Here is a 25,752-nt window from a genome sequence, read left to right as displayed (position 1 = left end):
TCAGGGAGATACGGTGATGCGGGTTCTGGCTTCGATGCTTGCGGCGACGATATTGAGCGGTGGCGCCGGACTTGCGGGCGGCGCGGCGCTTGCCCAAGTCGCACCGATGACCAAAACGAACACCGCCGTCGACCCGTATATCTGGCTCGAGGAGAAGGATGGCGCGAAGCCGCTGGCCTGGGTCGAGGCGGAGAATGCGAAGACGTTGCCGCGGCTCCAGAACGATCCGCGCTACAAGACCTTCTACGCCGAGGCGCTGGCGATCGCGTCGGCGAAGGATCGCATCCCGATGCCGAACCAGATGTTCGGGCGTATCTATAATTTCTGGCGCGATGCCGATCATCCGCATGGGCTTTGGCGCTGGACGAGTGCTGCCGATTACGCGAGCGCGACGCCGAAATGGACGACCGCGCTCGACCTCGATGCGCTGGGCAAGGCGGAGGGCAAGCAGTGGGTGTGGAAGGGCTCGACCTGTCTCGAGCCCGAGCAGCGGCTGTGCCTGGTCGCGCTGTCGGAGGGCGGCGAGGACGCGGTGACGTATCGCGAGTTCGATCTCTCGACCGGACAGTTCGTCGAAGGCGGTTTCCTGCTACCACGGTCGAAGCAGGATGCGGCGTGGGTCGACAAGGATACGCTGCTGGTCGCGCGCGACTGGGGGGCGGGGACGACCACCCAGTCGGGCTATGCGTTCGTAATGAAGACGCTCAAGCGCGGCCAGCCGCTGACCGCCGCGACTGAAGTCTATCGCGGGGCGGCGACCGACCAGGGCAGCACCGCGACCAATGTGCTGACCGACGAGAGGGGCAACCGCCTGATCGTGATCCAGCGGCGCAAGACGTTCTTCGGCGCGGACAAGCTGGTGTGGACGCCGACGGGTACGCGGCCTCTCGCGCTGCCCGATCGGACGTTTCCGGCGGGGATGATCGACGGGCAGGTGATCTTCTCGACCAGTGACCCATGGGGCAAGATCCCGGAGGGGGCGGTTGCCTCCGCGCCGCTTGCCGAGGTCGAGAAGGGGACGATCAACCCAACGATCGTGTTCGCACCGGGGCCGCGTCAGTCGGTCGATGGGATGGCGCTGACTAAGTCGAAGCTGTTGCTGGTCGTGTCGGACAACGTCCGTGGGCGCGCGTCGGTCTATTCGCACGGCGGAAGCGGCTGGACCGCCAAGCCGATCGCGCTGCCCGACAACGCCTCGATCGATGTGGCGAGCACGACCGATCGCAGCGACGACGCGTATCTGACGGTGACCGGGTTCCTGACTCCGACCTCGCTCTATTCGCTGGATGCGGCGACGGGTGCTGCGCCGAAGCCGATCAAGACTTTGCCGGCGAAGTTCGATGCGTCGAACGATGTCGTCGAGCAGTTCGAGGCGACCTCGACCGACGGGACGAAGGTGCCGTATTTCGTCGTCCACAAGAAGGGCATCGTGCTCGACGGCCGCACGCCGACGATCATGACCGCCTATGGCGGTTTCGAAGTGTCGATGACGCCGAGCTATTCGGGCAGCACCGGCAAGCTGTGGCTGGAGCGGGGCGGGTCGTACGTGCTCGCCAACATCCGCGGCGGCGGCGAGTTCGGGCCGAAGTGGCATGACGCGGGGCGCAAGACCAAGCGGCAGGTGATCTATGACGACTTCGCGGCGGTGGCGAAGGACCTGTTCGCGCGGAAGCTGACGAGCCCGGCCAAGCTCGGCATCTATGGCGGCTCGAACGGTGGTCTGCTGATGGGGGTCGAGTTCAACCAGCATCCCGATCTCTGGAAGGCTGTGACGATCCAGGTGCCGTTGCTCGACATGATCCGGTATGAGGGGATTGCGGCAGGGGCCTCGTGGGTCGACGAATATGGCTCGGTGACGGTCCCTGCGGAGAAGGCGTTCCTCGAGACGATCTCGCCGTATCAGAACATCAGGAAGGGCGTCGCGTATCCGGAGCCGTATATCTGGACGACGACCAAGGACGACCGCGTCGGGCCGCAGCATGCGCGCAAGTTTGCGGCGCGGTTGAAGGAATATGGACTGCCATATCTGTATTATGAGGACACGGCGGGCGGGCATTCGGGCGATGCGGATATCGAGCAGGGGGCCCGGTTGCAGGCGTTGCAGATGACGTATTTCACGCAGAAGCTGGTCGGGCCGGCTAAGTAGGGGCGCGGCTCCTGCCGTCATCCTGGACCTGATCCAGGATCCAGAGCCACGAAGCGTTATGCTTGTGGCTCTGGATCCTGACGTTCGTCAGGATGACGGAGGTTCGTCAGGATGACGGGATGGGGGTGCGGATCAGCGGCAGCGGACCTGGCTGTTGTTCTGGTCGACTGCACGCCCGGCGAGGCCACCGACCGCTGCACCCAGCAGCGTACCCACGGTCCGCGAACGACCGCCGTCGATCACGTTGCCGAGGATACCGCCACCGGCTGCGCCGATGATCAGCCCGGTGGTGCCGTCGCTGCGCTTGCAGTAATATTTGCCGTCCTGCCCGGCGTAGACGCGGTCGTTGGTCGACAGCGTGCGTTCCTGATAGTTCGGGCCCGCGCGATAGTAGCGCGAGGGGTCATAATTGCCTTCGTCGCGCTCGTCCGGATAGGCTTCCTGATAACCACGGTCGGGTGCGGTGCGATAGCCGCCCTGTGGCGCATAGCCGCCGCGATTGCGGACCGACTGGTAGCGATCGAATTCCTGGCGGAAGATCTGCAATTCGCTGTCGAGGCGTGACTGGGCGGCGGCGAAACGGGCGTCGTCGGCGCTGCTCTGCGCGAGCGCGGGTGTCGCAACGGAAAGGCACGTCGCCGCAATCACTGCAACCGTACCGAACAAACGCTTCATGACTGAAATCCTTATCGAGGGTCGAACGCAACGGCGGACGGCAGCACGATACCACCGTCCACCTTTCCCGGCGCGCGATTTCACGCGCCGGATCGCCTTACATCAGCGGCAGATCTGCACGCGACGATGGTTGCGCCATTCGGTGCGGCAGCGGCGATTGTTGTTCCAGTTGCGACGATCATGGTCGCGACCACGATAGCGACGGTCGTCGTGACGATCGCCGCGGTGGTCGTTGCGGCGGAAATCACGGCGGTCGCCGCGATGGTCGCCACGGTGGTCGTTGTCGCGATACTGCTCGCTATGGCCGCGATCGCGCTGCGCCTCGGCCGGTGCGGCGGCGCCGAGACCGAGCGTTGCAAGGGCCAGCCCGGCGGCGATGAGATGGGTAAACTTCATGAGATGTCCTCTCGAACCCGACAATCGGGATGTGCCAGTGATACGGCTATCGAGTGACATCGTTCCTGAACGAATTTGTCGGCCGCGGTACAGGTTTGGCATCATTCTAGTCCCCGATTGCAGTTCGTGATCGTAAAGCGACAAGCGACGGTTGACGCACCGTCTCGAATGGCGTACGTTCCATCATGGTGATCGAAAGCATTCGGCATAAGGCGTTGCGGTCGTTCGCCGAGACCGGCCGGTCGAGGGGATTGCCGGGCAATCTCGTCGATCGATTGCGAAATATGCTGGCGTATCTCGCCGCTGTCGAAGCCGGGGACGAACTGACGGTGCCACCCAATTTCGGCGCGCATCGCTTGGCGGGTGATCGGGCAGGCCTATGGTCGCTGACGGTGACGAAGAACTGGCGGATGACGTTTTGGATCAACGATGCGGGTGGCGTCGAGGATCTCGATCTGGAGGATTATCACTGATGGCGATCAAGCTTCATGCGAGTTTTGCGGTTCACCCAGGCGCTTGGTTGCGGGCTGAAGTTGTCGCGCCGCATGGGTTGAGCGTGACCGACGCGGCCGCCAAATTGCGCGTGACGCGGCAGGCGATGAGCAACTTGCTTGGCAGCCGGGCCGGGTTGTCGGCTGAAATGGCGATCCGGTTCGAGAAGGCGTTCGGTCTGCAGGCTGAAACGTTGATGCGGATGCAGGCGGCGTATGATCTGGCGCAAGCTCGGACGCGTGAGGGCGAGATCGAGGTGGAGCGAGTGGCGGCTTAAGCGGCTCAACATCGATCACATCAGGATTGTTTTACATCTGGTGGGTCAACGCCTCGGATACTCGTCCCGGATTTACGTTGAATTTCTGTGCCACGTCACGTTGATGTAGCTTTGGATACTTGGCAACGAATGCCCTGATATCCTCCGCGAGTTCTGGCGTGAAGTGTGCGCTTCGCGCCGAGGCACGCGTGACTGGCGAATTTCGATACGTTTCGTCGGCTAGATCGTGAAGTTCTTCGATTCCGGACTCGTCCGCAATCTCGCGAAGTCGAGAACGGATCTCAGGAATCGTTCGCTTGTTGTCCGACATGTACCCATCCTCGACTCGAAGTCTTGGAGGGATGATCTCAAACTTGACCGAAAGTTGCAAATTTACGGGAACGTGCAAAAAATTCCTGTTCAGTTCGGCATCGGGCGCCTCTCGACGCTTTACTTCATCCTATCGTAACAAAGCTGTCCATCACCCGCTTGCGCCCGGACTGTTCGAAGTCGATCTCCAGCTTGTTGCCCTCGATTTCGGCGATCGCGCCGTAGCCGAACTTTTGGTGGAACACGCGCATGCCGAGCGAGAGGTCGTCGCGGCCCTTGTTGCCGAGGCTGATCGCGCTTGATCGGCTTTCGACGACGCGGGCGGGTTTGGTGGAGAAGGTGCTGCCGGTGCCCGAGGCGCGCTGCCAGCCGGGGCCTCGGCCGGTGCCGCGGGCGACGTCGGCGAAGGGGTCGGCGCGGTCAGACCAGTTAGCCTGCCAGAGGCTCGCGCCGCCGGACATCGTGGTTTCCGTGTCGATATGCTCAGGCGGAAGTTCGGCGACGAAGCGTGAGGGGATCGACGAGTTCCACTGGCCGTAGATGCGGCGGTTGGCGGCGTGGATGATCACCGCGAGCCGGCGGGCGCGCGTGATCGCGACATAGGCGAGGCGGCGTTCCTCTTCGAGGCTCTTCACGCCGCCTTCGTCCAAGGAACGCTGCGACGGGAACAGGCCTTCCTCCCAGCCGACCAGGAACACGGTGTCGTATTCGAGGCCCTTGGCGGCGTGGATGGTCATGATCGTGACCTGCGGATCCTGCGCGCCGCCCTCGTTGTCCATCACCAGCGACACGTGTTCGAGGAATGCGCCAAGCGAGTCGTATTCCTCCATCGCGCGAACGAGTTCGCTTAGGTTCTCCAGGCGGCCGGTCGCCTCGACCGACTTCTCGGCCTGGTACATCGCGGTGTAGCCGCTCTCGTCGAGCAATTGCCGCGCGAGTTCGGCGTGCGGCAGGCCGGTCGCCATGTCGCGCCAGCGGGCGATGTCGCCGACCAGCCGGCCGAGCGATTTCTTCGCCGCCCCGGTCAGTTCGTCGGTGTCGAGGATGCGCGCGGCGGCGGTGGTCAGCGGTGTGCCGGTGGCGCGCGCGAGCTGGTGGATGCGTGCGACCGCCTTGTCGCCGAGGCCACGCTTTGGGACGTTGACGATGCGTTCGAAGGCGAGGTCGTCCGCCGGCTGGTTGACGACGCGGAGATAGGCGAGCGCGTCGCGGATCTCGGCGCGTTCGTAGAAGCGGAAGCCGCCGACGATCTTGTACGGCATGCCGATCGCGATGAAGCGGTCCTCGAACTCGCGCGTCTGGTGCTGCGCGCGGACCAGGATCGCCACTTCGTCCAAGGACTTGCCCGAGCGGCGGACGATGTCGATCTCCTCGCCGACGCGGCGCGCTTCCTCGGGGCCGTCCCAGACGCCGATGACCTTCACCTTCTCGCCGACATCGCGCTCGGTCCAGAGCTGTTTGCCGAGCCGCCCGCCATTGTTGGCGATCACGCCCGATGCAGCGCCCAGAATGTGCGGCGTGCTGCGATAATTCTGCTCGAGGCGGATGACCTTCGCGCCCGGAAAGTCGCGCTCGAACTTCAGGATGTTCTCGACCTGCGCGCCGCGCCACGAATAGATCGACTGGTCGTCGTCACCGACGCAGGCGATGTTTTTGCGCTCCTGCGCGAGCAGCCGCAGCCAGAGATATTGCGACGAGTTGGTGTCCTGATACTCGTCGACCATGATGTATTTGAAGCGCTGCTGATACTGCGCCAGCACGTCGCGATGCGTCTTCAGGATGACGAGCATGTGGAGCAGCAGGTCGCCGAAATCGCACGCGTTGAGCGCGATCAGGCGCGCCTGATATTGCTGGTACAACTCGCCGCCGCGACCATTGGCGTAGCGCTCGCTCTCGCCCGCATCGATGTCGGCAGGGACGAGGCCCTTGTTCTTCCACTGGTCGATCAGCCCGGCGAGGCTGCGCGTCGGAAAGCGCTTCTCGTCGATGTCAGCGGCGAGGATCAACTGCTTCAGCAACCGCAACTGGTCGTCGGTATCGAGGATCGTGAAGTTCGATTGCAGCCCGACCAGTTCGGCATGACGCCGCAGCATCTTGGCGGCGATCGCGTGGAACGTGCCGAGCCACGGCATGCCCTCGACCGCATCGCCGACCAGACGACCGACGCGCTCGCGCATCTCGCGCGCGGCCTTGTTAGTGAAGGTGACGCTGAGGATTTCGGACGGCCACGCCTTCTTCGTGAAGATCAGGTGCGCGAGCCGGGCGGTGAGCGCCGCGGTCTTGCCGGTGCCGGCGCCGGCGATGATCAGCACCGGGCCGTCGGTGGTCAGCACCGCCTCGCGCTGCGGCGGATTGAGGCCGCGCAGATAGGGAGGCTCTGCTTGCGGCGCGGACGTTTGGGCGATCTGGTTCACCGGTGAACAGGTAGGGAACGCGGCGCGATCGGGCAACCTTTGAAACGTCGCCGAATCGTCGCGCGGGCGTCATGAAGCGCGCCTAGAGACGGCGCAGCGACGTGGTTCGTGGTCGGAGTAGCCCCATGCAGAAAGGCTGCCCGACGCACTGGCGCCGTCGTCCCGCAGGCAGCGCCCTGCGGACCGCAGGACCATTTGAGGACCATCATCATGAAGCTTTTCAACAGCGTCGTTTCGGCGGCGATCCTTGGCGCGTGCCTGTTCTCGGCGGGGGCATCGGCCAGCGCGGTGCGCGAGCCAGTGTCGGTGCGCGTGTCGCATCGCGGACTCGACCTGACCAGCGACGCCGGGCGCACCGCGTTCCAGCGCCGCCTGCGCTCGGCGATCGCCAGCGCCTGCCAGCCGCGTACCAACGGTCTCGATGCGCTCGCCGACGCGCGCCAGTGCCGTCAGGAGATGACCGACGATGCGCGCGTCAAGTTCGCCGCGATCCTCGGCCGCAACGGGACGCAGCTCGCCAGCATCGGCGCGGGGCGGTGAGCTGTAGCGGTCGTTGAGGAGGTCGGCGCCTAGCGACCCTCCCCGGCAAGGGGGAGGTGGCGCCATAGGCGACGGAGGGGGAGGACGCGGAACAGGATTTACCCCTTCCTCCTCCTCCGTCTGGCAAGAGCCAGCCACCTCCCCCTGACGGGAAAGGATCAGTGACGGCCTCGTCCCAAATCAGGGCGGAACGTCGCTTGATTTACATCTGTCATAAGATTGTCATCGTTAGGGCCGACTGCACATCCTCATGGCAACCTCCACATTTGCACCCGATGCGATGACGGCTGATTCGAGCGCTACGGCGTCGGCCCCGCGCACCGGTCCCAAGCTCGATCATGCGATTCATCCGTCCGGCCGCTGGATTTTCCTCGCGGTCCTGATCGGCGGGCTCGCTTATGCCGGGTTCAGCATCGCGATCGATACCGCGCAGGTCGGCGAGTCGCTGGCGGGCGGCGCGTTCGCATTCCTGGCGCTCGCGCTGCTGATCGCGCTGGGGTTCGAGTTCGTGAACGGGTTTCACGATACCGCCAACGCGGTCGCCACCGTCATCTACACGCATTCGATGCCCGCGCCGCTCGCGGTGGTGTGGTCGGGGTTCTTCAATTTCCTCGGTGTGATGCTGTCGTCGGGGGCGGTCGCCTACGCGGTGATCACGTTGTTGCCGGTCGACCTGATCCTCAACGTCGGCAGCGTGGGCGGGTTCGCGATGATCTTCGCGCTGCTGCTCGCGGCCATCGTCTGGAACCTCGCGACCTGGGCGGCCGGACTGCCCAATTCGTCGAGCCATGCGCTGATCGGCTCGATCCTCGGCGTCGGCCTTGCCAACCAGATGATCAAGGGCGGCGCTGACGGCACGTCGGGCGTCGACATGGCGCAGGTGTGGAAAGTGTTGTCCGCACTCGCGTTCAGCCCGGTCGTCGGCTTCGTCGGTGCGCTGCTGATGCTGCTGGTGATGAAGCGGTTCCTGCGCGATCGCGCGCTATATGAGGCGCCCAAGAGCGATACGCCGCCGCCGCGCGGCATCCGGGCGCTGTTGATCGGCACCTGCACCGCGGTCAGCTTCGCGCATGGCAGCAACGACGGGCAGAAGGGGATGGGGCTGATCATGCTCATCCTGATCGGCTGCGCGCCGACCGCCTATGCCTTGAACCGGACGATGCCCGAGAGCGCGACGCCGGCGTTCGTGCAGGCCGCGCACGACGCGTCGACCGCGTTCGTGGCGCATGCGAATGGCGCGCCCGGCGACGTCGCCGCCGCGCGGATCGACGTGACGCGCGCGCTGAAGACGAAGCAGGTCGCCGATCCGGTCGTCTATGGCGCGTTGGCGACGCTGTCGGACGACGTGTCTACGCGGATCGCGGGCTATGGCTCGCTCGGCAAGGTGCCCGCCGCGGCGACGCCGAACCTGCGCAACGACATGTATCTGCTGCTCGATACGACCAAGCTGATCACCGCCGATACGGCCGCGCAAAGCCGCTTCACCGCGCAGGAGATCACGACGCTCAAAAGCTATAGCGGGCAGCTTGAGCAGGGCACGCGCTACATCCCGACCTGGGTCAAGATCTCGGTCGCGCTGGCGCTTGGGCTCGGGACGATGGTCGGCTGGAAGCGGATCGTCGTCACGGTCGGCGAGAAGATCGGCAAGTCGCATCTGACCTACGGCATGGGCGCATCGGCCGAACTGGTCGCGGCGGCAACGATCCTGCTGGCGGTCCGCTACGGCCTTCCGGTGTCGACAACGCACATCCTGTCGTCGGGTGTCGCCGGGGCCAGCGTCGCCAATGGCGCCGGGTTGCAACGCCGGACGGTGATGAACATGGCACTGGCCTGGGTCATGACGCTGCCGGTGGCGATGCTGCTGTCGGGCGGGCTGTACTGGCTGCTGCTGACGCTGGCGCACGCGCTGGGATATTGATCGAGGACCGCAACGATCCTTCGATTTTGCCGCACCGTGGATGCCGGCACTCGTTCGGCATCAGTAGATCGATCGCCGCAGACTGACCCGCGCTAGGCGGTGACGGGGCGCCCTTCGTCGGCAAAGGCTGCGGCGACGGCGGCGGCGCTCGCCAGGACGCCATCGACGCGACGTACGCCGAGCAGATCGGCCATCAGCAGGCGGGCGGTCTCGGGCGCGGTCTCGATACGCGCCAGGATCGACAGCATCGCTGCCTCCGCCGGCGTCATCCGCGCGCAGCAGCACGGCGCGATCGCGATCGTTCCCGCCGACGTGCCCGCGAGATCCGCCATCAACGCGCGCAGCAGGACGAGCGGCCGCCGGAAGCTCTGGCCGAACGCGGTGAACAGGGTGTGCGCGGCGCGCGCATCGGCAAGGCCGTTCGCGCCCATCCGCCGCATCGCGAACAGCGCGATCCGCGCGTTTTCACAGTCGGGCAACGCGTGCGGAAGCAGGGCGGTGGCGGTTCGAACATCGGTCATTCACGCGACTCCGTGGTGGTCGCGCCAAACTCGCCTGTTGGTTATTGATAGTCAATAGCAATAAGAGATCAGTCCGGCGGCTGGTCGTTTCCGACGAGCGCTTCGCCTGCAATGTAGAGCGATCCCGCGATCAGTACGACGCTGGGGCCTTGCTGCGACAGGCGATCGAGCGCGTCTGCGATGCCCGGTGCGCCATCGCCGGGAACGCCGTAGCGCGCGGCGATCTCGACCAAGGCGTGCGGAGGATAATGCGCATGGCCCTCGACGGGGATCGCGACGATGCGTGCCAGCGACGGCGACAGGATGCGGAGGACGGCGTCGGCATCCTTGTTCGCCAGCATCCCCATGACGAGCGTGACGGGGCGTCCCTGCGCGATCCGGCGCAACGCGGCCTCGACGGGCTTGGCGGCGTTGGGATTGTGCGCGCCGTCGAGCCAGAGTTCGCTGCCGGCGGGGAGCCGCGCGACCAGCGGGCCGTCCGCCAGCCGCTGCATCCGCGCGGGCCAGTGCGCCCAGTCCGCGGCGGCGCGCATCGCGGCTTCGGGGACGTGCAGCGCGCCCTGATGGCGGAGCATCGCGATCGCGAGCGCGAGGTTACGCGACTGGTGCGCGCCGACGAGGCGGGGGCGGTTGGTGACGAGCGAGAAGCCGGTGTCCTCGTAGCGGACGGTCGAGCGTGCGGTCTCGCTGGTCCAGGCAACGCCGCGGGCGTGGACGGGCGCGCCGACGGCCTCGGCGATCGCGGCGATCCTGGCGCGGAGGGCCTTGGGATAGTCCATCGTCACCAGCCGCACGCCGCGCTTGGCGATTCCCGCCTTCTCGCCGGCGATCTCGAGCAGCGTGTGGCCGAGGAACGACTGGTGATCGATGCCGAGCGCGGCGATGCCGGTGACGACCGGGTTCGGGATGACGTTGGTTGCGTCGAGTCTGCCGCCGAGGCCGACTTCGACGATCGTTGCTGCCGCCGGCGTGCGGGCGAAGGCGAGGAAGGCGGCGGCGGTGGTGACTTCGAAGAAGCTGGCCTGGAGGTCGGCGGCTTGGTCGAGCACTTCCGACAGCAACGCGGCGAGCAGGTCGTCGTCGATCAGCTTCCCCGCGAGGCGGATGCGTTCGTTGAAGCGGACGAGGTGCGGTGAGGAATAGACGTGGACGCTGTGCCCGGCGGCCTCGATCGCGGCGCGCAGGAAGGCGCAGGTCGAGCCCTTGCCGTTGGTGCCGGCGACGTGGAACACCGGGGGTAGATCGAGGTGGGGGTCGCCGAGGCGGCTCAGGAGCGCGGTGATGCGCTCGAGGCCGAGGATGTCGGCGCCGGGCGACAGCGCGGTAAGGCGGTCGAGCTGGGCTTGCACTGCGGGAGACGAGGACGTCGCGTGGTCGGGCATTCTTCTAGGCTCCCTCTCCCCTCCGGGGAGAGGGCTGGGGTGAGGGGTAGTTCCGAGCACCGCGTCTGTGGCTGCCCCTCACCCCGACCCTCTCCCCGGAGGGGAGAGGGAGTGCGTCACGCGGTCTCGCGCGCGCTGAGATACCCGATCACCGTACCGAGCTGTTCGCGCAGGTCCTTCCGGTGGACCACCATGTCGATCATCCCGTGCTCGAGATAATATTCCGACGTCTGGAAATCCTCGGGCAGCTTCTCGCGAATGGTGCTCTCGATCACCCGGCGGCCGGTGAAGGCGAGCGTCGCCTTGGGTTCGGCGATCTGGACGTCGCCGAGCATCGCATACGCCGCCATCACGCCGCCCGAGGTCGGGTCGGTGAGCACGACGATATACGGCAGGCCGGCGTCGTGCAGCATCTGGATCGCGACCGTGCTGCGCGGCATCTGCATCAGGCTGAGGATGCCCTCCTGCATGCGCGCGCCGCCGCTCGCGGTGAAGATCACGTAGGGCACGCGGTCCTCGATCGCCGCCTCGACACCGCGCACGAACGCTTCGCCGACCGCGAGGCCCATCGAGCCGCCCATGAAGCCGAAATCCTGCACGCCGACGACGACGCGGTGGCCGTCGATCGCGCCGCGTGCGTTGATCAGCGCGTCCTGCTCGCTGTTGTCGGTACGCGCGGCCTTGAGGCGATCGGTGTAGCGCTTCTGGTCGCGGAATTTCAGCGGATCCTCGGGCACTTTCGGTGCGGGGAGTTCGCTGCAGCTGCCCTCGTCGAACAACTGGGCGAAGCGGATCTTCGGCCCGATGCGGTCGTGGTGATCGCATTTCGGGCAGACGTAGAGGTTGTCCTCGAGCTCCTTGGTGAAGATCATCTGCCCGCAGCCCTTGCACTTGTGCCAGAGATTCTCGGGCGTCTCGCGCTTCGCGACGAAGGGCAGGACGTTGCGGACGCTGTTGAGCCAGCTCATGCGCCAATCTCCATAGGGGCGACCTTCCGTGCGGACGCGACGGCGTCGGCGAGAGACTTGATATAGGCGCGGACCGGCTCGGCCGCAGCGGCACCGTGCTGCGCGACCAGCTCGACGATCGCCGAACCGACGACGACGCCGTCCGCGACGCGTGCGACGTTGGCGGCCTGCTCGGGCGTGCGGATGCCGAAGCCGACCGCGATCGGGATGTCGGTCTGTGCCTTCAAACGGGCAACGGCGTCCTCGATCGAGGATTGCTGCGCCTGCTGGAGCCCGGTGATCCCTGCGACCGAGACGTAATAGAGGAACCCGCTGGCGCCATCGAGCACGGTCGGCAGGCGGGCGGCATCGGTGGTCGGGGTGGCGAGGCGGATCAGGTCGATCCCGGCGGCGCGCAACTGGGGCCCGAGCGCGTCGTCTTCCTCGGGCGGCACGTCGACGCAGATCACGCCGTCGACACCGGCGTTGGCGGCGGCCTGTGCGAACCAGTCCGCGCCGCGCCGGAGCATCGGGTTGCCGTAGCCCATCAGGACCAGCGGCACGTCCGGATGCCGCGTGCGGAAGGCGGTGGCGGTCGCGAGGATGTCCGAGGTGCGCGTACCTTGCGCGAGGCTGCGGATGTTCGCGGCCTGGATCGCGGGACCGTCGGCCATCGGATCGGTGAACGGCATGCCGAGCTCGATCGCATCCGCACCGCCCGCGACGAGCGCGTCGAGGATCGGGCCGGTCGCCTCGGTGGTCGGATCGCCCGCGGTGACGAACGCGACGAGCGCGGCGCGGCCGGCGGCGGCGGTGCGCGCGAAAGTGGCGGCGAGGCGGCTCACAGCTCCCCTCCCGCTTGCGGGAGGGGTTGGGGGAGGGGCTGACATAGCCGCATGTCCGAGGTCTGAGGAGCGTTCAGGCCCTCCCCCGACCCCTCCCGCAAGCGGGAGGGGAGCAGAAGCGAAGTCATATCGCTACCCCAAGCGCTTCGGCGACGGTGAAGATGTCCTTGTCGCCGCGGCCGCAGAGGTTGGCCAGGATGATCTGGTCCTGCCGCATCTCGCGCGCCTTCTTCGTCACCGTCGCGATCGCGTGGCTTGGTTCGAGTGCGGGAATGATGCCCTCGGTCCGGCACAGCAACTGGAACGCGTCGAGCGCTTCGGTGTCGGTCGCGCTGTCATACTGGACGCGGCCGATATCGCGTAGCCAGGCGTGCTCCGGCCCGATTCCGGGATAATCGAGACCCGCCGAGATCGAATGCGCCTCGGTGATCTGGCCGTCCTCGTCCTGCAACAGGTACGTCTTGTTGCCGTGGAGCACGCCGGGGAAGCCGCCCGCGAGGCTCGCTGCGTGCTGCTTGTCGAGACCATGACCCGCGGCCTCGACGCCGAGCATCTGCACGTCGGCATCGTCGAGGAACGGATGGAACAGCCCGATGGCGTTCGAGCCGCCACCGATCGCCGCGACCAGCATGTCGGGCAGGCGTCCGACGCGCTCGAGCATCTGTGCGCGTGCCTCGGTGCCGATCACGCTCTGGAAATCGCGGACCATTTCGGGATACGGGTGCGGGCCGGCGGCGGTGCCGATGATGTAGAAGGTGTCGTGGACGTTCGCGACCCAGTCGCGCATGCCCTCGTTCATCGCGTCCTTCAGCGTGTGTGCGCCGCTCGTCACGGGGCGGACTTCGGCGCCGAGCAGCTTCATGCGGAACACGTTGGGCGCCTGACGCTCGACGTCCTTCGCACCCATGTAGATCACACACGGCAGGCCGAAGCGCGCGCAGACCGTGGCAGTCGCGACGCCGTGCTGGCCCGCGCCGGTCTCGGCGATGATCCGCGTCTTGCCCATCCGCATCGCGAGCAGGATCTGGCCGATGCAGTTGTTGATCTTGTGCGCGCCGGTATGGTTCAACTCGTCGCGCTTGAACCAGACTTGCGCGCCCATGCCCTCGGGAGCGGACTCGCGGAGCGCCTCGGTCAGGCGTTCGGCATAATAGAGCGGGCTCGGGCGGCCGACATAATGTTCGAGCAGATCGTCGAACTGCGCCTTGAAGGCGGGGTCGGCCTTGGCGGCGCGGTACGCCTCGTCGAGTTTGAGGACGAGCGGCATCAGCGTCTCTGCGACATAGCGGCCGCCGAAGTCGCCGAAATGGCCGCGCTCGTCGGGCTGGGCGCGGTAGGAGTTGGGGGCGAGGGGAGCATTCATGCAGGGGCGTTTAGCACTTCGTAAATCGCTGTCACCCCTTCCGTTTCCGCTAAAGACCACCCCGGCGGAGGCCGGGGCCCAATTGGGAAAGGCTTTTTGGCGAGTCGGATGCTCTGTTACCTCGACCTTTCCAATTGGGCCCCGGCCTTTGCCGGGGTGGTGCTAGCGCGCGGCGACCGCCTTCAGAAACGCCGCGATCCTGGTTTCGTCCTTGGTACCGGGTTCGCTTTCGACCCCGGAGGACACGTCGACGAGTTCCGCGCCGGTGCGGCGGATTGCCTCGGCCACGTTCGCCGGATCGAGCCCGCCCGACAGCGCCCAGGGCAGCGGATGCTTGAACCCGTCGAGCAGGTCCCAGTCGAACCGCAAGCCCATCCCGCCCGGCAGCGCGGCCGAGTCCGGCGTCTTCGCGTCGTACAGTATCCGGTCGGCGATCCCGACGAACCCGTGCGCCGCATCCAGATCGCCGCGCGTGCGAACTGCCACCGCGACCCAGGTCTCGATCCCGAATTTCGCGCGGATTGCGGCGGCGCGTGGCGGTGTCACCTTGTGGAGTTGGAGCACGTCGAGCGCCGCAGACCCGACCGCCTGTTCGAGCATGTCGTCCTCCGGATCGACGAATACGCCTACCTTGGAGACGTGGCTCGGTACGCGCGCGGCAAGTTCGGCCGCCTTCGCAAACGTCACGTGACGGGGTGAGGCGGGAAAGAAGACGAACCCGACATGACTCGCCCCGTGCCGGATCGCAGCGTCGAGCGTGGCGGGCGTGGAGAGGCCGCAAATTTTCGTTTTCTTCATGCGCGTCTTGCTAGTGCGTTCGTGGAGGCCAAACCAGTGCAGTCTGATCCAGACCATTCCACCGACCTGTCCGAATATCGTCAATTCGCGATGGGCGCGGGGCGCTGGATACCGCCGGTCGTCATCATCCACCTAGCCGTGATCAATGGATTGGTGCGTATTTATACCGGCTATTCGCTGACGTCATGGTTGCCAACCGATCGGCTGGTACCGTGGGCATGGGTGAATGGCGGTATGTTCACGATCGCCGCGTTCGCGGTTCGGCGGGGCCGCTGGAACGTCGGCGCTGGGGCGTTGCGAGGTTGGCGGGCGCGGATGGTGGCCATCACCTGGATCGCACTCTCGGCCGTGTGGTTCTGCCTTCCCGAGATACTGACTGCTATTCGCGCGATTGCCGTCCCAACTGGTAACGGCGGCGAATGGTAAAGGGGGCCAGGTACGCCCCCCTCGTCATAGCGTCGCGCCGATCGCGCGGGCGGCGGTGTCGGGGTCTTCGGCTTGCGTGATCGGGCGACCGACCACCAGGATCGACGCGCCTGCGTCCATCGCCTGGCGCGGCGTTACGACACGCTTCTGGTCGCCGATGTGGCCGTCGGGCAGGCGTACTCCCGGCACCACGAAGAAGCCCTTCGGCCAGATCTTCTTCGCCGCCGCGACCTCCGCGCCCGAGCAGACGATACCGTCGACCCCCGCCGCGCAGGCCAGCTCGGTCAGCCGCGAGACCTGGTCGTGCGCGCTGCCGACGACGCCGGTCGCGGCGAGATCGGATGCGTCGAGGCTGGTGAGCATCGTCACCGCGATCACCTTCGTGCCGATCGGCGCGGCCGCCTTGGCATCCTCGAGCATCGCCCGGCCGCCGCTCGCATGGACGGTAAGGATCGCGGGTTCGAGCGCGCCGAGCGCCTGCACCGCTTTGGCGACGGTGTTGGGGATATCGTGCAGCTTCAGGTCGAGGAAGATCGGCAGGCCGAGTTCGGCCATCGCGTGGACGCCGGCCTGGCCGTGTGCGGAGAAGAATTCGAGCCCTAGCTTGATGCCGCCGACGTGATGACGGACGCGCGATGCGATCGCCTTTGCCTTGGCGAGATCGGGCGTATCGAGCGCGACGTAGATGCGGTTGCTCACAGGAGCGAGCCCGGCGGGGTCGTGGTCGACAGGTCGGAGGCGGGGCCAGCGGCGGTGATCGGCGCGACCGGCGTCTCGGCGTGTGCGAAGGCCACCGGCTCGGGCCGCGGCGCGCGCAGTTCGACCAGCTCGCGTTCGCACGTCGCGAGGCGTTGCCGCAGCCGCCACCGGATCGCGTGATTGTACAGCATCGTCGGCACGAACCCGATCAGGAACGTGACGAACAGCAGCAGCGGCAGGTTCACGTCGGCGATCAGCCCACCCCAAAGCTGGATCTGGACGGCATTCCAGTTCGATATCGTGAAGACTGCGGCGATGAACGCCAACAGACACCAGAACAGGATTTTCAGGAACTGCATGCGGCCACCTCTATCGCGTCCCTCCGCGCCGAAGCGCCGATGGGTGTGCCAGAGCTACCGCCAAGCGGCCGGTTTGGCCAGTCTTGTGCCGAACAAGTCGGGTTTCAGCCGATTTCGGTCCTGATCTGCGCGATCAGTGGCAGGACCGCGGTGAGCCGGGGTTCCTCCTCGTCGAGGATCGCGACGAACGCGGCGCGCTTGATCGCGGCGACCCGGCCGGGCTTCATCCGCACCGTCTTCGGCAGCGTCGAGACGGTGATGTCGATCATCCGCTCGGCGCCGTGGAGGCGGCCCCAGAGATAGTCGTTCTCGCGGTAGGCACGGCTGAAGAACGCGCCGAACGTGCCGAACTGGATTCCCTTCAACGTCGCGTCGGCACCGCCCGAGCGGATCGCGGTAGCGTCGTCGGGGGCGATCCGGTCGACCTTGATCGGGTCGAACTCGTCGAGTCCTTCGCCCTGCAACAGCGGCAGCGTGGCGGTGTCGAAATACGGAAAGCCGAGATAGGCAAGCAACATCGTGCGCCGTGCGGGCTTGGCGAGTTGCGCGAACGCCGCGGCGAGGCGCTGGTCGGTCTCGGCGTCGAGCCGACCGAGGTCGAACGTCCGGCCGAGCGTCGCCAGCACCTCGGTCGCATCGCCGCGCATCGCGCGGACCGCGTCATGCTGTCCGGCATGCATCTCGCCGCGCATCCGATCGAGATACGGCGACAGCGATTCGTAGATCGCGTCGCGCATCGGCGCGAGTTCGGGCTCGTCGGCCTGCGTCTCGACCTCCGCCAGCCGGCGCGCCATGAGCCGCAGCCGACGAATGCGAAAGCCGATGTCGAAGGTGCGCAGGAACGCGATCGACGCGGGGCTGGCGCCGCCGGGATAGTTCGAGCCGAGCTGATCGGCGCCGGTCGCGACGACGCTCGCCACGATCGCCGACCTGATCTGGGCGAGGCGGCGTGGGCGATGATGACGGCCCGCGTGAAACAGCAGGCTGGCCATCGTCTCGATCACCGCGCTGCGTTTGACGTGCCCGTAGGCGACGAAGCCGTACCCTGCCTTCGACGCGGCCGCCTTTTGCGCGCGCCGTCGCCAAGCGATCAGCCGGGGGGCGGTCGGGCGGTCGAGAAACAGCGTGTGGCCGAACAGCGATTCGACATCGGTCTCGACATCGGGGCGGATCGCGGTGACGATCCCGCGCATCCGGTCGATCCGCGCGGAGCGTTCGGCGATCGCCTCCAGATTGTCGCGGATCGGCTGCTGGCGCGGGATGTCGCTGATCGCGGCGATGATGGTCTGGAAGAAACCCGGCGTGCCTTCGCCCCGATTGAGCCGCAGCTTGATGCCTGGCGAGGGGTCGATGTAGATGAAGCGTCGGTCGATCTGGCGCCGTGCCGGCCGCTCCTTGAGCGCATCGAGCGCCGGCCGGAACGGCGCGTTGGCGAGCACCGATCCGTCGATCAGCACCGCGGTCTCCGCCGCTTTCGCCGCGGCATGACGTGGCAGAACGCGCTTGAGGAAGGCGCCACGCCCGGGCCATGCGATCTGGCGGGTCTGGAGAACGGTATCGAGTTCCGCGACGGTGAACGGCGGGAACGCGCCGGGAAAACTCGACGTCGCGCGGGCAGCGAACGCGAGTTCCGCGCGCGGCGCGAGCGTATCGGTCGCGCCGCCATTGTCGGTGAAGTCGACCACCAGCCGATGCTCGGTCTCGACCACCTCGGCGGGCGAGTTGAGCTGCAACCGCTCCGGGTGGCCAGAGAAATCGGTGACGGTCACGAACAGGTCGAGCGGTTGCCCGGGCGGCAACAGGCGGGGGCCGCGCGTGCTTGCCGCCATCGCGTCGAACGCGTCGAGCAGCAGGTTGGTGAAGGTCTTCCCCCCGAACGGCGGCTCGAACCAGCGCGAGCGGATGAAGTGCGACAGCTTGGCCCGCACCTCTTCGCGCGTCGGCTCGTCGAGCTCCTCGACCTTGTCGGTGCTGCGTCCTGCCGCCATCCAGGCGAGCGGCATCGCCCAGACCTTCGACAGCCGCGATTTCGGCGCCGCTTCGGTATCGATCAGCGCCTCGACATCGGCCGAGGTCATCCAGAGATCGGTCAGCGGATCGAGGCTCTGGCCGGTGGCGATCGCCTGCGCGAGGAAGATGCCGTTGATCCCGCCCGCACTCGCGCCGGCGATGATGTCGGCAAGCACGCGGACGCGGATCGACGCGTGCTCTTCGATTTCCTGGAGCAGCGCGTGATAGACGCCCTGGCTGCCGCCGACCGCGGTTTCGCCGTCGTGGAACGCGCGGCTGGCGCAGACGAGGCGCCAGATCTCCTTGGTGATGCCGTGCATGTAGACCGCCAGGCTGATCCCGCCATAGCAGACGAGCGCCAGTCGCAGTTCCTTCTCGCGCATCCTAGATCCCGTCCCGCATCGTCGTTCGCATCGCGCTTATGTCGGCTGCAGAATAGCCCAGATCGGCAGATGATCCGATGCCTTCCGCGCCGCCGGGCTTGCATGCACGCCGCAGTCGGCGACGTGCAAGTCACGCGAGACCATGATCCGGTCGAGCCGTGCGATCGCCCGTCTGGAATGGAAACTCGCGCCGGTCTCGGCAAATGCGTAGTCTCGCCCGAAATCGCGCAGGCACCCGGCGCCGGCGCTCCATTCGTTGAGATCGCCCATCATCACGGTCGGATGGCGGTGCGCGCAGGCGTCGACGTGGTTCATGATCGCGGCGGCCTGCTTGCGGCGCCAGAGGCCCGACAGGTCGAGGTGCATGCCGAGTACGCGCAGCGTCGCGCCGGCGAGTTCGATGTCCGCCATCACCGCGCCGCGGGGTTCAAGCGCGGGCAGATGCAGCGGTTCGCACGCGACGATACGCGCCGACTTGCGGACGAGGATGACGTTGCCGTGCCAGCCCATGCTGAGCGCGCGGAGGCCGAAATCCACCGGTTTCCAGTCGCTATGTTCGTCGAGAAGATGGTGCGGGAGGACGCAGGCCTTGGCGCCGAAGCGTCGATCCGCCTCCTGCAGCGCGATCACGTCGGCATCGATTTCGCGCAACACCTCGACCACGCGCTCGGGGTTGCGCCGCCGGTCGAGCCCGATGCCCTTGTGGATATTGTAGCTGGCGACCTTGATCATGCGTGGGGGCTTAACGCGGCGTCCGGGAAATGGGTTGCGGCGTTATGCTCGCGAAACGACAAAGCGGTAGGTGGGCCGACGCGGGATCGACCCGCGTCGGCGTGCGCGTTCAGCCTTGCGCGATGTCGCTCGCGTCGAACTCGGCGAACGCGGCCTTGACCTTGGCGGCCTTGGCCTCGTCCGCGATGTCGACCGAGACAACGATCTTGTCCTCCAGCGCCGCGTCGTCGCGCGATGCGGGCGAGGGGTCCTGGCCTTCTGTGTCCGCGCCCGCCGTCTCGCTGCCGACGCTGTTGGCGGGGCCGTCGGTGGTGATGAAGATGTCGGTCCGCTCGATATGCTGCTCCTGGACGAGGCGCTCGACGGTCATCTCGGCCTCGCGGCGGGTGTCGAACTTGGCTTTGAGGGTCGTGGGCATGGGAACTCCTTGGGTTAGGCGGGAAGGGGGGTGGGGTGATTCGGACGATCGGCGCTCGTCGCGGCAACGAAATGATCGAGGAAATTGGTCAGCTCGATCCGCCGACTCGCTTCCTGCGCGAACTCCTTGTCGACGCCGAGCGCCCAGAGGATCGATCGGCGACCGGGGTCGTCGTGCAGCGCGTCGAGTTGCGCGGCGCGGCGTTCGACGTCGTCGGGCGTGTCCGCGAGACCCGCCTCGATCAGGTCGTCGGACTGGCGGCGTAGCGCCACCGCGATCTCGCCGGGCGCCAGTTCGGGATGGTATTGCACGCCCCAGAAGATCCCGCCGTCGTGACGAATTTCCGCCGCCTGGATGGTCGTGACGGCGTTGCTCGCAAGCAGGGTGGCATCGTCGGGGAGGTGCTCGACCTCGTCGCCGTGGATCGCGGGCGCATCCCAGCTGGGCGCCCGGCCCGCGAGCAACGGATGGCTGCGCCCCGCATCGGTCGGCGTGATCCGACGGGCCAGCCCGGCCTCGAGCTTGCCGGGCATTTTCCGCACCGCGCCGCCCGCTGCGGCCACCGCGAGTTGCAGGCCGGCGCAGGACCCGAACGACGGCGTGCGCGATGCGAAGACGTTGCGCATGAAGCTCAGCTGGCGGCGGACTTCGGGGGTGTCGTCGTAGACGTGGAGCGGCGAACCGGTGACGAACACTGCATCGAACGCCGCGATCTCGGTCGCGTCGTAGACCTCCGCATCGTCGTCCGCCGGGGCGACGATCGTGATACTGGCATCGGGACGAAGCTGTTCGAGCGTGGCGGCGTAGCTTTCGCCCGAACTCTTGCCGGTATGCCGCCGACGCGCGTCACGCTCGTCGGCGGTTTCGCTCTCGGCGACGAGAAAATGCGGCACGCTGCGTCCTTCGTCCAGTATCAGACATCCCCCAACGCATGGCCCGGCGTTTGGTCCGCGCGTCCGCGAACAAATATGGATCGCGCTACTTCTGCGGTGCCGCGGATTTGGCGGACAGCCAGCCGCTATCGGCGAGCCAGTCGTTCAACCGGTCGGGCCAGTGCAGGATCGAGATGCGGTCGGACTCGTCGAGATTGAATGCGTGATCGCTGTCCGCATACATGTGCAGTTCGGCCGAGACGCCTGCCTTGCGCAACTGTTCGTACAGCGCGACCGGCGGTGCGGCACAACAGGCGTCGCGACTGCCGGCGATCAGGAAGGCGGGGGGCGCGGTGCTGATCGCCTTTGCCGGAATGCCACGCGGTCCGGGGAACACCAGGACCTGGAAATCGGGGCGCGCGGACTGGCGGTCGATCGCGTCGACCACGGGCCGGGCAGGTGGCTCTGGATTGTCGGCGATCAGCGATACGAGTTCGCCGCCTGCGGAAAAGCCCATCACGCCGACGCGGTGCGGATCGATTCCGTAGTCGGCAGCGTGCGCTCGGACCCAGCGCACGGCACGCCGCGCATCGTCGGCAGCGTCGCCTTCGACCGAATAGTGCGAGCCCGGTTCGTTCGCCAACCGGTACTTCAGGACGAACGCGGTGACGCCCATGCGATTGAGCGCGGTGGCGACTTTCGTTCCCTCGTTGGTCCAGACGAGCAGCTTGTGGCCGCCGCCGGGGATGACGACGATCGCCGCGCCGTTGCGGTGCGCAGGCGCGGCGGGGAAGGCGATCAGGGAGGGATCGTGGATGTTGCGGACCCAGTAATCGCGGCCGACCTCCGCCTCCTTTCGACGTCCCGTCGAACCGGGCGCGCCGTTCGGCCAGAGCGGGATCGACCGATAGGTCGGGGCCGGCACCGGCGCGGGGTCCTGTGCCGCCGCGGGCCCCGCCATGACCACCGCCGCAATCGCCCAGACGGCGCGCATCACTTGGCTTCCGCCGCGGCGGCCATCGCCGCGCGCGCGGCGAGGATATAGGCCGAGGTCGTGCTGACGGTGTATTCGTTCTCGAACCACAGGAACGGCCAGTCGGTCTTCAACTCGGGAAAGTCGGGTTTGACGATCAGCACGCCCGGCACCATCCCGCCCGGGATGAAGCTGTAGTCGGCGCGGTTGTGACCATAGCCGATCAGTTTCGAATCGGTGCCGACGGTCGACACCAGCGACAAATTGTTGGCGGGGTGGCGCCCGAGCACATAGTCGAGCGCATCGAGCGTGTAGCCCGTACCGATCAGCTCGGGGAACGCCTTGTGCATGAGGTACATCGAGGTGCCGAAGCTGACGACCTTGTTCGATCCGGCCCAGGAGCCGTCGCTGATCGGCACCCCGAACGGATTGCGCGCCCGGTCGCCGTCGGCCTTCGCCTTGAACTGCTGGACCAGCGGCGCGAGCTGCGCGCGATAGTCCGCATCCATGAACGGGATCGCGCGCACCGCGACGCCGCCGATCCAGCCGAAGTTCTGGCGGATCACGGGCAGCAACTGGCGCAGGCGATCGGCATAGGCCTTGTCGCCCTTGCTGGTGATCAGCAGTTCGATAGTCGCCGCGACGTTCGCCGCCTCGGCCGAGCGCGGCGAGGAGGAATCGTCGCGCCCATCGCCCGACTTGGCGATGCCGCGCTGCTGTTTGGCCCACATCGCCGTCGCCGCGGTGAGCGCGTCCTTGGCCATCGCCGGATCGCTGGCTGCCAGTGCGCGCGACGAGGCGGCGAGCGCGGCGGCGACGAGCAAATTGTTGGCGGGCAGGTCGGTGGTGAACGCCCAGCGATCATCGGGAGCGCCCGACGTGCCGCCCTTGCGCTCGACCGGCTTCAGCGCGGCGTCGTAAAGCAGGCCATCGGTCTGCGATCCCGCTTCGCCGAGATGCGCGTATTGGCGCAGCGCCGGGTCGACGATGCCGACGATCGCGTGCCCGAACACCTTGTACTGCGCGAGCAGCTGGAGCGTGCCGTGGCGGATCTGCTGGGCCGCGTCCTCGACGCCGTCGGGCTTGCGGATCTCGACCGCTCGCGCCGCCTCGTCGACGCTGGTCTCATCCCAGTCGAGCCCGAACAACTCGCGCGCCCAGACGAGATCGCGCACCACCGAGGCGTTCTCGGGAGTCTGGATATCGTAATCGCCGGCATCCTGGAAACCGCCGACCGCGAGGCCGGGGATGTGCTCGCCCGCCTTGAACGGCGAGTCGAGGTTCGCGCCCATCTTGTAGCCGTCGAAATGCGTGATGTTCGGCGGCGCCTGGCGCGCATCGTCGAGATGCGACGGCGCCGACCAGACGCGATACTGCTCCCTGATCCCGACATGATCCATCTGTTCGGCGATGAAGGTGTCGAGCGAGGTCTGCCAGATCCGGTCATACGCGTCGGCGGCGATCCGGAACGGGTTGGTCGTCTTGCCCGCGTACGAAATCGCGTAGATGCCGGGCTCGCGTACCGTCGAGAAATCGAACGCCGCGTAATCGTAGCGCGTCCAATGGCCGCGCGATTGCGTCCGGGCGCGCAGCACGGTCTGCTGGCCGCCATCGGCGGTCAGCCTGACGAGCGCGGCGTCGGCGGGCGCCTTGAACTTGGGATCGAGCTCGATCAGCGCGATCTTGGGCCGGTTCGGCGTATACCCCGCCTGGTTGAACGACACGACCGGCTCGCGCACCCAGTTCTTCACGACATTGGGCCGGACATGCCAGACGACCGCATTCTCCTTCGCACCCACGGCGATCATCGAGCGGACGACGAACCAGCCGTTCTGCGCACGATTGCGCGCGTCGTAGAGCGACAGCGGCCCCTGATCCGAGGTGATCGTCACGCGGGTCAGCGGATCCTCGGGCGACAGCGTTACCGACTTGCCACCGCTCGCCATCGGCAGCGGATCGCCCGAGCCGTCCTTCGCCATCGGTCCGGTCGGATGGCGCGGGAACAGGCCCGGCGCGGCATCCATCAGATAGGTCTTGCCGAAATAGGCGGTCGGCAGGAAATCGAGGTTGAAGCCCGCCTTGCCCGCGAGGCTGGCGGGCAAAGGCTGATCGAGATCGACGGCTATCCGGAAGCCGTCGCCCTCAGCCGTCACCTTCACCGCATAAGCGAGGTTCACGTCCTTGTAGGTCGAGCGGACGACGATCTGGTTGGGTTCGCTGCCCTTGATGCGGCTGACGAACGCGGGCACGCGCGCCCATTGTTCGGGGGTGGGATCAAGCCGGACGGCGCCGTCGGTCGCGAGGCGATTGCCGTGCAGGACGATCTGGATACCCGCATTCTTCTCGTCGAAGAAGATCGGGCTGAACTGGTTCTGGTCGATGATCACCGACAGCCCTTGAGTCTCCAGCGTCCCGGCAGGCGTCGCGGTGAGCGATTGGGCGGAGGCCGTTCCGGCGCCCCCAAATAATGCTGGAACGACGCACGCACCGACGGATGCGAGCAAAGCGATAAACGCCGATCTTGGCACAGGCCTCTCCCTGATGATGTCTGCAGTTTCGTCCGGCGGCGGCGCTTCTATCGAGCGCTCGCGGGGCCGCCGGGTATTGGTGTCAGGCGTTGGTGGGGTTACTTCGCGGGCTTGAGCAGGCCGTGCATCGCCATCCAGCGGACGAACTCGTCGAACCAGCCGGTGCTGGTGGTGGTCTTGGGGTACATGCCGAAGCCATGGCCGCCCTGTTCGAACAGGTGGAATTCGACCGGACGCTTGGCCGCATGCCAGCTTTCGATCAGCCCGAACCCGCTATTGCCGAAGAACGGATCGTCCGCGGCGAGCGCGACGAACAGCGGCGGGGCGCTGGCGGGAACGGTCATCGCCGCGAGCGGCCCGTAGATGTTGCCGATGAACGCGGGTTTCGCGTCGCCGCCCGCGACGGTGGTCGCCATCGTCAGCATCGCGCCGGCGGAGAACCCGACCATGCCGATGCGAGTCGGATCGACATGCCATTCGGCGGAGCGTTTGCGGACCAGCGCGAAGGCGGCGCGTGCATCGGCGATCTGCGGCGCGAGTCCAGCCATCATCGCATCGGGCTTGGGGCGGGGCGCCCGCGCGATCGAGGAGAACATCGCGGCCATCGACTTTTCGAACGCGGGCATCGCCTCGGGCGTCGGGTTGAGCCGGTATTTGAGCACGAACGCGGCGACGCCCTTGGCGGCCAGCGCGCGCGCGACGTCATAGCCTTCGTTTTCCATCGACAGCGTCTTGAAGCCGCCGCCCGGCGCGACGATCACCGCGGTGCCGGTCGCCTTGGACGGATCGGGCAGGAATGGGGTCAGCGTGGCGATCGTGACGTTGCGCGCGAACACGCTGCCATATTGGCTGTGCCAGGCTTCGGGTGCAGTCGCGCCGGGCAGCTTGCCGGTGCCGAGAACGATCGCGCCGGTCTGCGCGGGAATCGCGATCGGGGTCATCTGGTCGGACTGCGCCTGGACCGGAGTCGCCAGGATCATCGCTGCGGCGAAACCGAGTCGCGCCAGCCCGAATCCCGAACGGCGACGGCGCACGTCCCCACCTGACGCGTTGTTGCTCATCACGTGTAACATGATCGCTCTCCCCTGTTTTATCGTTATTGGTCGTCACGATAAAGAGAGCGCTACCATTGCGCAATTTATACTTTCGATCCCGCGCGTTGCCGTCGAACATACTGAGTTATCGGGACGCTCCGGCGATGCCAGCCCAAGAATCCTGCGTTTATTCAATGCCATCATGGCCATCCACGCCCCTGCCGAACGGGCTATTCTTGGGTACAGCGCGGCGCCGTATTCCAATCTCGATGGGAACGGTCTGGACTAGCGCTCC

General features: G+C 66.6%; 26 protein-coding genes. 7 read left to right on the top strand and 19 right to left on the bottom strand.

The window, feature by feature from the left end:
* Positions 1–16 precede the first annotated feature (16 nt).
* A complete protein-coding gene (locus tag C8J44_RS07905) occupies positions 17–2,146 on the top strand; it encodes a prolyl oligopeptidase family protein (RefSeq protein ID WP_121904089.1) in 2,130 nt (709 codons plus the stop codon).
* A 132-nt stretch (positions 2,147–2,278) separates the two neighbouring features.
* Here C8J44_RS07905 and C8J44_RS07900 read toward each other — a convergent pair whose 3' ends face one another.
* Positions 2,279–2,821, bottom strand: coding sequence for a glycine zipper 2TM domain-containing protein (locus C8J44_RS07900; RefSeq protein WP_056051024.1), 543 nt, complete (start codon positions 2,819–2,821; stop codon positions 2,279–2,281).
* A gap of 102 nt (positions 2,822–2,923) precedes the next feature.
* Positions 2,924–3,217, bottom strand: coding sequence for a hypothetical protein (locus C8J44_RS07895; RefSeq protein ID WP_060526871.1), 294 nt, complete (start codon positions 3,215–3,217; stop codon positions 2,924–2,926).
* Between the two features lie 185 nt (positions 3,218–3,402).
* Here C8J44_RS07895 and C8J44_RS07890 point away from each other — a divergent pair, with 185 nt between their 5' ends.
* A complete protein-coding gene (locus tag C8J44_RS07890; protein ID WP_060526872.1) occupies positions 3,403–3,690 on the top strand; it encodes a type II toxin-antitoxin system RelE/ParE family toxin in 288 nt (95 codons plus the stop codon).
* Complete coding sequence (locus tag C8J44_RS07885) at positions 3,690–3,986, top strand: HigA family addiction module antitoxin (RefSeq protein ID WP_060526873.1); 297 nt, start codon at positions 3,690–3,692, stop codon at positions 3,984–3,986. Before C8J44_RS07890 ends, C8J44_RS07885 begins: the two co-directional genes overlap by 1 nt.
* Positions 3,987–4,017: 31 nt before the next feature.
* Here C8J44_RS07885 and C8J44_RS18195 read toward each other — a convergent pair whose 3' ends face one another.
* Positions 4,018–4,296 carry a hypothetical protein gene (locus C8J44_RS18195; protein WP_147453157.1) on the bottom strand — a complete coding sequence of 93 codons (279 nt, stop codon included), beginning with the start codon at positions 4,294–4,296 and terminating at the stop codon, positions 4,018–4,020.
* Between the two features lie 124 nt (positions 4,297–4,420).
* Entirely contained in the window at positions 4,421–6,700 is a 2,280-nt protein-coding gene (locus C8J44_RS07880; RefSeq protein WP_121904641.1) for an ATP-dependent helicase, read from the bottom strand.
* A gap of 219 nt (positions 6,701–6,919) precedes the next feature.
* Here C8J44_RS07880 and C8J44_RS07875 point away from each other — a divergent pair, with 219 nt between their 5' ends.
* A complete protein-coding gene (locus tag C8J44_RS07875) occupies positions 6,920–7,249 on the top strand; it encodes a UrcA family protein (RefSeq protein ID WP_121904088.1) in 330 nt (109 codons plus the stop codon).
* 280 nt (positions 7,250–7,529) lie between these two features.
* The gene (locus C8J44_RS07870) at positions 7,530–9,167 is read left to right on the top strand and encodes an inorganic phosphate transporter (RefSeq protein ID WP_404969207.1); all 1,638 of its coding nucleotides are present in this window, start codon (positions 7,530–7,532) and stop codon (positions 9,165–9,167) included.
* A 92-nt stretch (positions 9,168–9,259) separates the two neighbouring features.
* Here C8J44_RS07870 and C8J44_RS07865 read toward each other — a convergent pair whose 3' ends face one another.
* From C8J44_RS07865 to C8J44_RS07840, 6 genes are all read right to left on the bottom strand, one after another.
* Complete coding sequence (locus C8J44_RS07865) at positions 9,260–9,688, bottom strand: DUF6628 family protein (protein ID WP_056051010.1); 429 nt, start codon at positions 9,686–9,688, stop codon at positions 9,260–9,262.
* A 68-nt stretch (positions 9,689–9,756) separates the two neighbouring features.
* On the bottom strand, positions 9,757–11,070 hold the full coding sequence (locus tag C8J44_RS07860) for a folylpolyglutamate synthase/dihydrofolate synthase family protein (RefSeq protein ID WP_121904086.1): 1,314 nt from the start codon (positions 11,068–11,070) through the stop codon (positions 9,757–9,759).
* A gap of 116 nt (positions 11,071–11,186) precedes the next feature.
* Positions 11,187–12,038, bottom strand: a complete 852-nt coding sequence (gene accD, locus C8J44_RS07855) for an acetyl-CoA carboxylase, carboxyltransferase subunit beta (protein ID WP_121904085.1) — start codon at positions 12,036–12,038, stop codon at positions 11,187–11,189.
* Positions 12,035–12,862 (bottom strand): tryptophan synthase subunit alpha, encoded by an 828-nt coding sequence (gene trpA, locus C8J44_RS07850; protein WP_183128739.1) that lies wholly within the window; start codon positions 12,860–12,862, stop codon positions 12,035–12,037. The genes accD and trpA overlap by 4 nt, the downstream gene beginning before the upstream one ends.
* Positions 12,863–12,986: 124 nt before the next feature.
* The gene (trpB, locus tag C8J44_RS07845) at positions 12,987–14,225 is read right to left on the bottom strand and encodes a tryptophan synthase subunit beta (RefSeq protein ID WP_121904083.1); all 1,239 of its coding nucleotides are present in this window, start codon (positions 14,223–14,225) and stop codon (positions 12,987–12,989) included.
* A gap of 162 nt (positions 14,226–14,387) precedes the next feature.
* Positions 14,388–15,023 (bottom strand): phosphoribosylanthranilate isomerase, encoded by a 636-nt coding sequence (locus C8J44_RS07840; protein ID WP_121904640.1) that lies wholly within the window; start codon positions 15,021–15,023, stop codon positions 14,388–14,390.
* Between the two features lie 21 nt (positions 15,024–15,044).
* On the opposite strand from C8J44_RS07840, the gene C8J44_RS07835 reads away from it, so the two are divergent.
* Entirely contained in the window at positions 15,045–15,449 is a 405-nt protein-coding gene (locus C8J44_RS07835; RefSeq protein WP_147453156.1) for a hypothetical protein, read from the top strand.
* A 24-nt stretch (positions 15,450–15,473) separates the two neighbouring features.
* On the opposite strand, the gene pyrF is transcribed toward C8J44_RS07835, so the two are convergent.
* From pyrF to C8J44_RS07790, 9 genes are all read right to left on the bottom strand, one after another.
* Entirely contained in the window at positions 15,474–16,148 is a 675-nt protein-coding gene (pyrF, locus tag C8J44_RS07830; protein ID WP_121904081.1) for an orotidine-5'-phosphate decarboxylase, read from the bottom strand.
* Positions 16,145–16,507, bottom strand: a complete 363-nt coding sequence (locus C8J44_RS07825; protein WP_121904080.1) for a LapA family protein — start codon at positions 16,505–16,507, stop codon at positions 16,145–16,147. The genes pyrF and C8J44_RS07825 overlap by 4 nt, the downstream gene beginning before the upstream one ends.
* 104 nt (positions 16,508–16,611) lie before the next feature.
* Positions 16,612–18,900: a patatin-like protein gene (locus tag C8J44_RS07820; RefSeq protein ID WP_121904079.1), complete on the bottom strand. Its 2,289-nt coding sequence runs from the start codon at positions 18,898–18,900 to the stop codon at positions 16,612–16,614.
* A 36-nt stretch (positions 18,901–18,936) separates the two neighbouring features.
* Positions 18,937–19,632, bottom strand: a complete 696-nt coding sequence (locus C8J44_RS07815) for an endonuclease/exonuclease/phosphatase family protein (RefSeq protein WP_121904078.1) — start codon at positions 19,630–19,632, stop codon at positions 18,937–18,939.
* 109 nt (positions 19,633–19,741) lie between these two features.
* Positions 19,742–20,050: a hypothetical protein gene (locus C8J44_RS07810; protein ID WP_121904077.1), complete on the bottom strand. Its 309-nt coding sequence runs from the start codon at positions 20,048–20,050 to the stop codon at positions 19,742–19,744.
* Between the two features lie 14 nt (positions 20,051–20,064).
* Positions 20,065–20,943, bottom strand: a complete 879-nt coding sequence (locus C8J44_RS07805; RefSeq protein WP_121904076.1) for a type 1 glutamine amidotransferase — start codon at positions 20,941–20,943, stop codon at positions 20,065–20,067.
* 85 nt (positions 20,944–21,028) lie between these two features.
* Positions 21,029–21,916 (bottom strand): alpha/beta hydrolase, encoded by an 888-nt coding sequence (locus C8J44_RS07800; protein ID WP_121904075.1) that lies wholly within the window; start codon positions 21,914–21,916, stop codon positions 21,029–21,031.
* Complete coding sequence (locus C8J44_RS07795; RefSeq protein WP_259466771.1) at positions 21,916–24,423, bottom strand: glycoside hydrolase family 9 protein; 2,508 nt, start codon at positions 24,421–24,423, stop codon at positions 21,916–21,918. The genes C8J44_RS07800 and C8J44_RS07795 overlap by 1 nt, the downstream gene beginning before the upstream one ends.
* Positions 24,424–24,521: 98 nt before the next feature.
* Entirely contained in the window at positions 24,522–25,496 is a 975-nt protein-coding gene (locus tag C8J44_RS07790; RefSeq protein WP_121904073.1) for an alpha/beta hydrolase, read from the bottom strand.
* Between C8J44_RS07790 and C8J44_RS18190 the strand changes: the two genes are divergently transcribed.
* Complete coding sequence (locus C8J44_RS18190; RefSeq protein ID WP_147453155.1) at positions 25,495–25,746, top strand: hypothetical protein; 252 nt, start codon at positions 25,495–25,497, stop codon at positions 25,744–25,746. The genes C8J44_RS07790 and C8J44_RS18190 overlap by 2 nt on opposite strands.
* Positions 25,747–25,752 lie beyond the last annotated feature (6 nt).

This window comes from Sphingomonas sp. PP-CE-3A-406, assembly GCF_003688625.1.
Classification (GTDB): Bacteria; Pseudomonadota; Alphaproteobacteria; order Sphingomonadales; family Sphingomonadaceae; genus Sphingomonas.
This window is presented reverse-complemented; position numbering and strand designations above follow the sequence as displayed.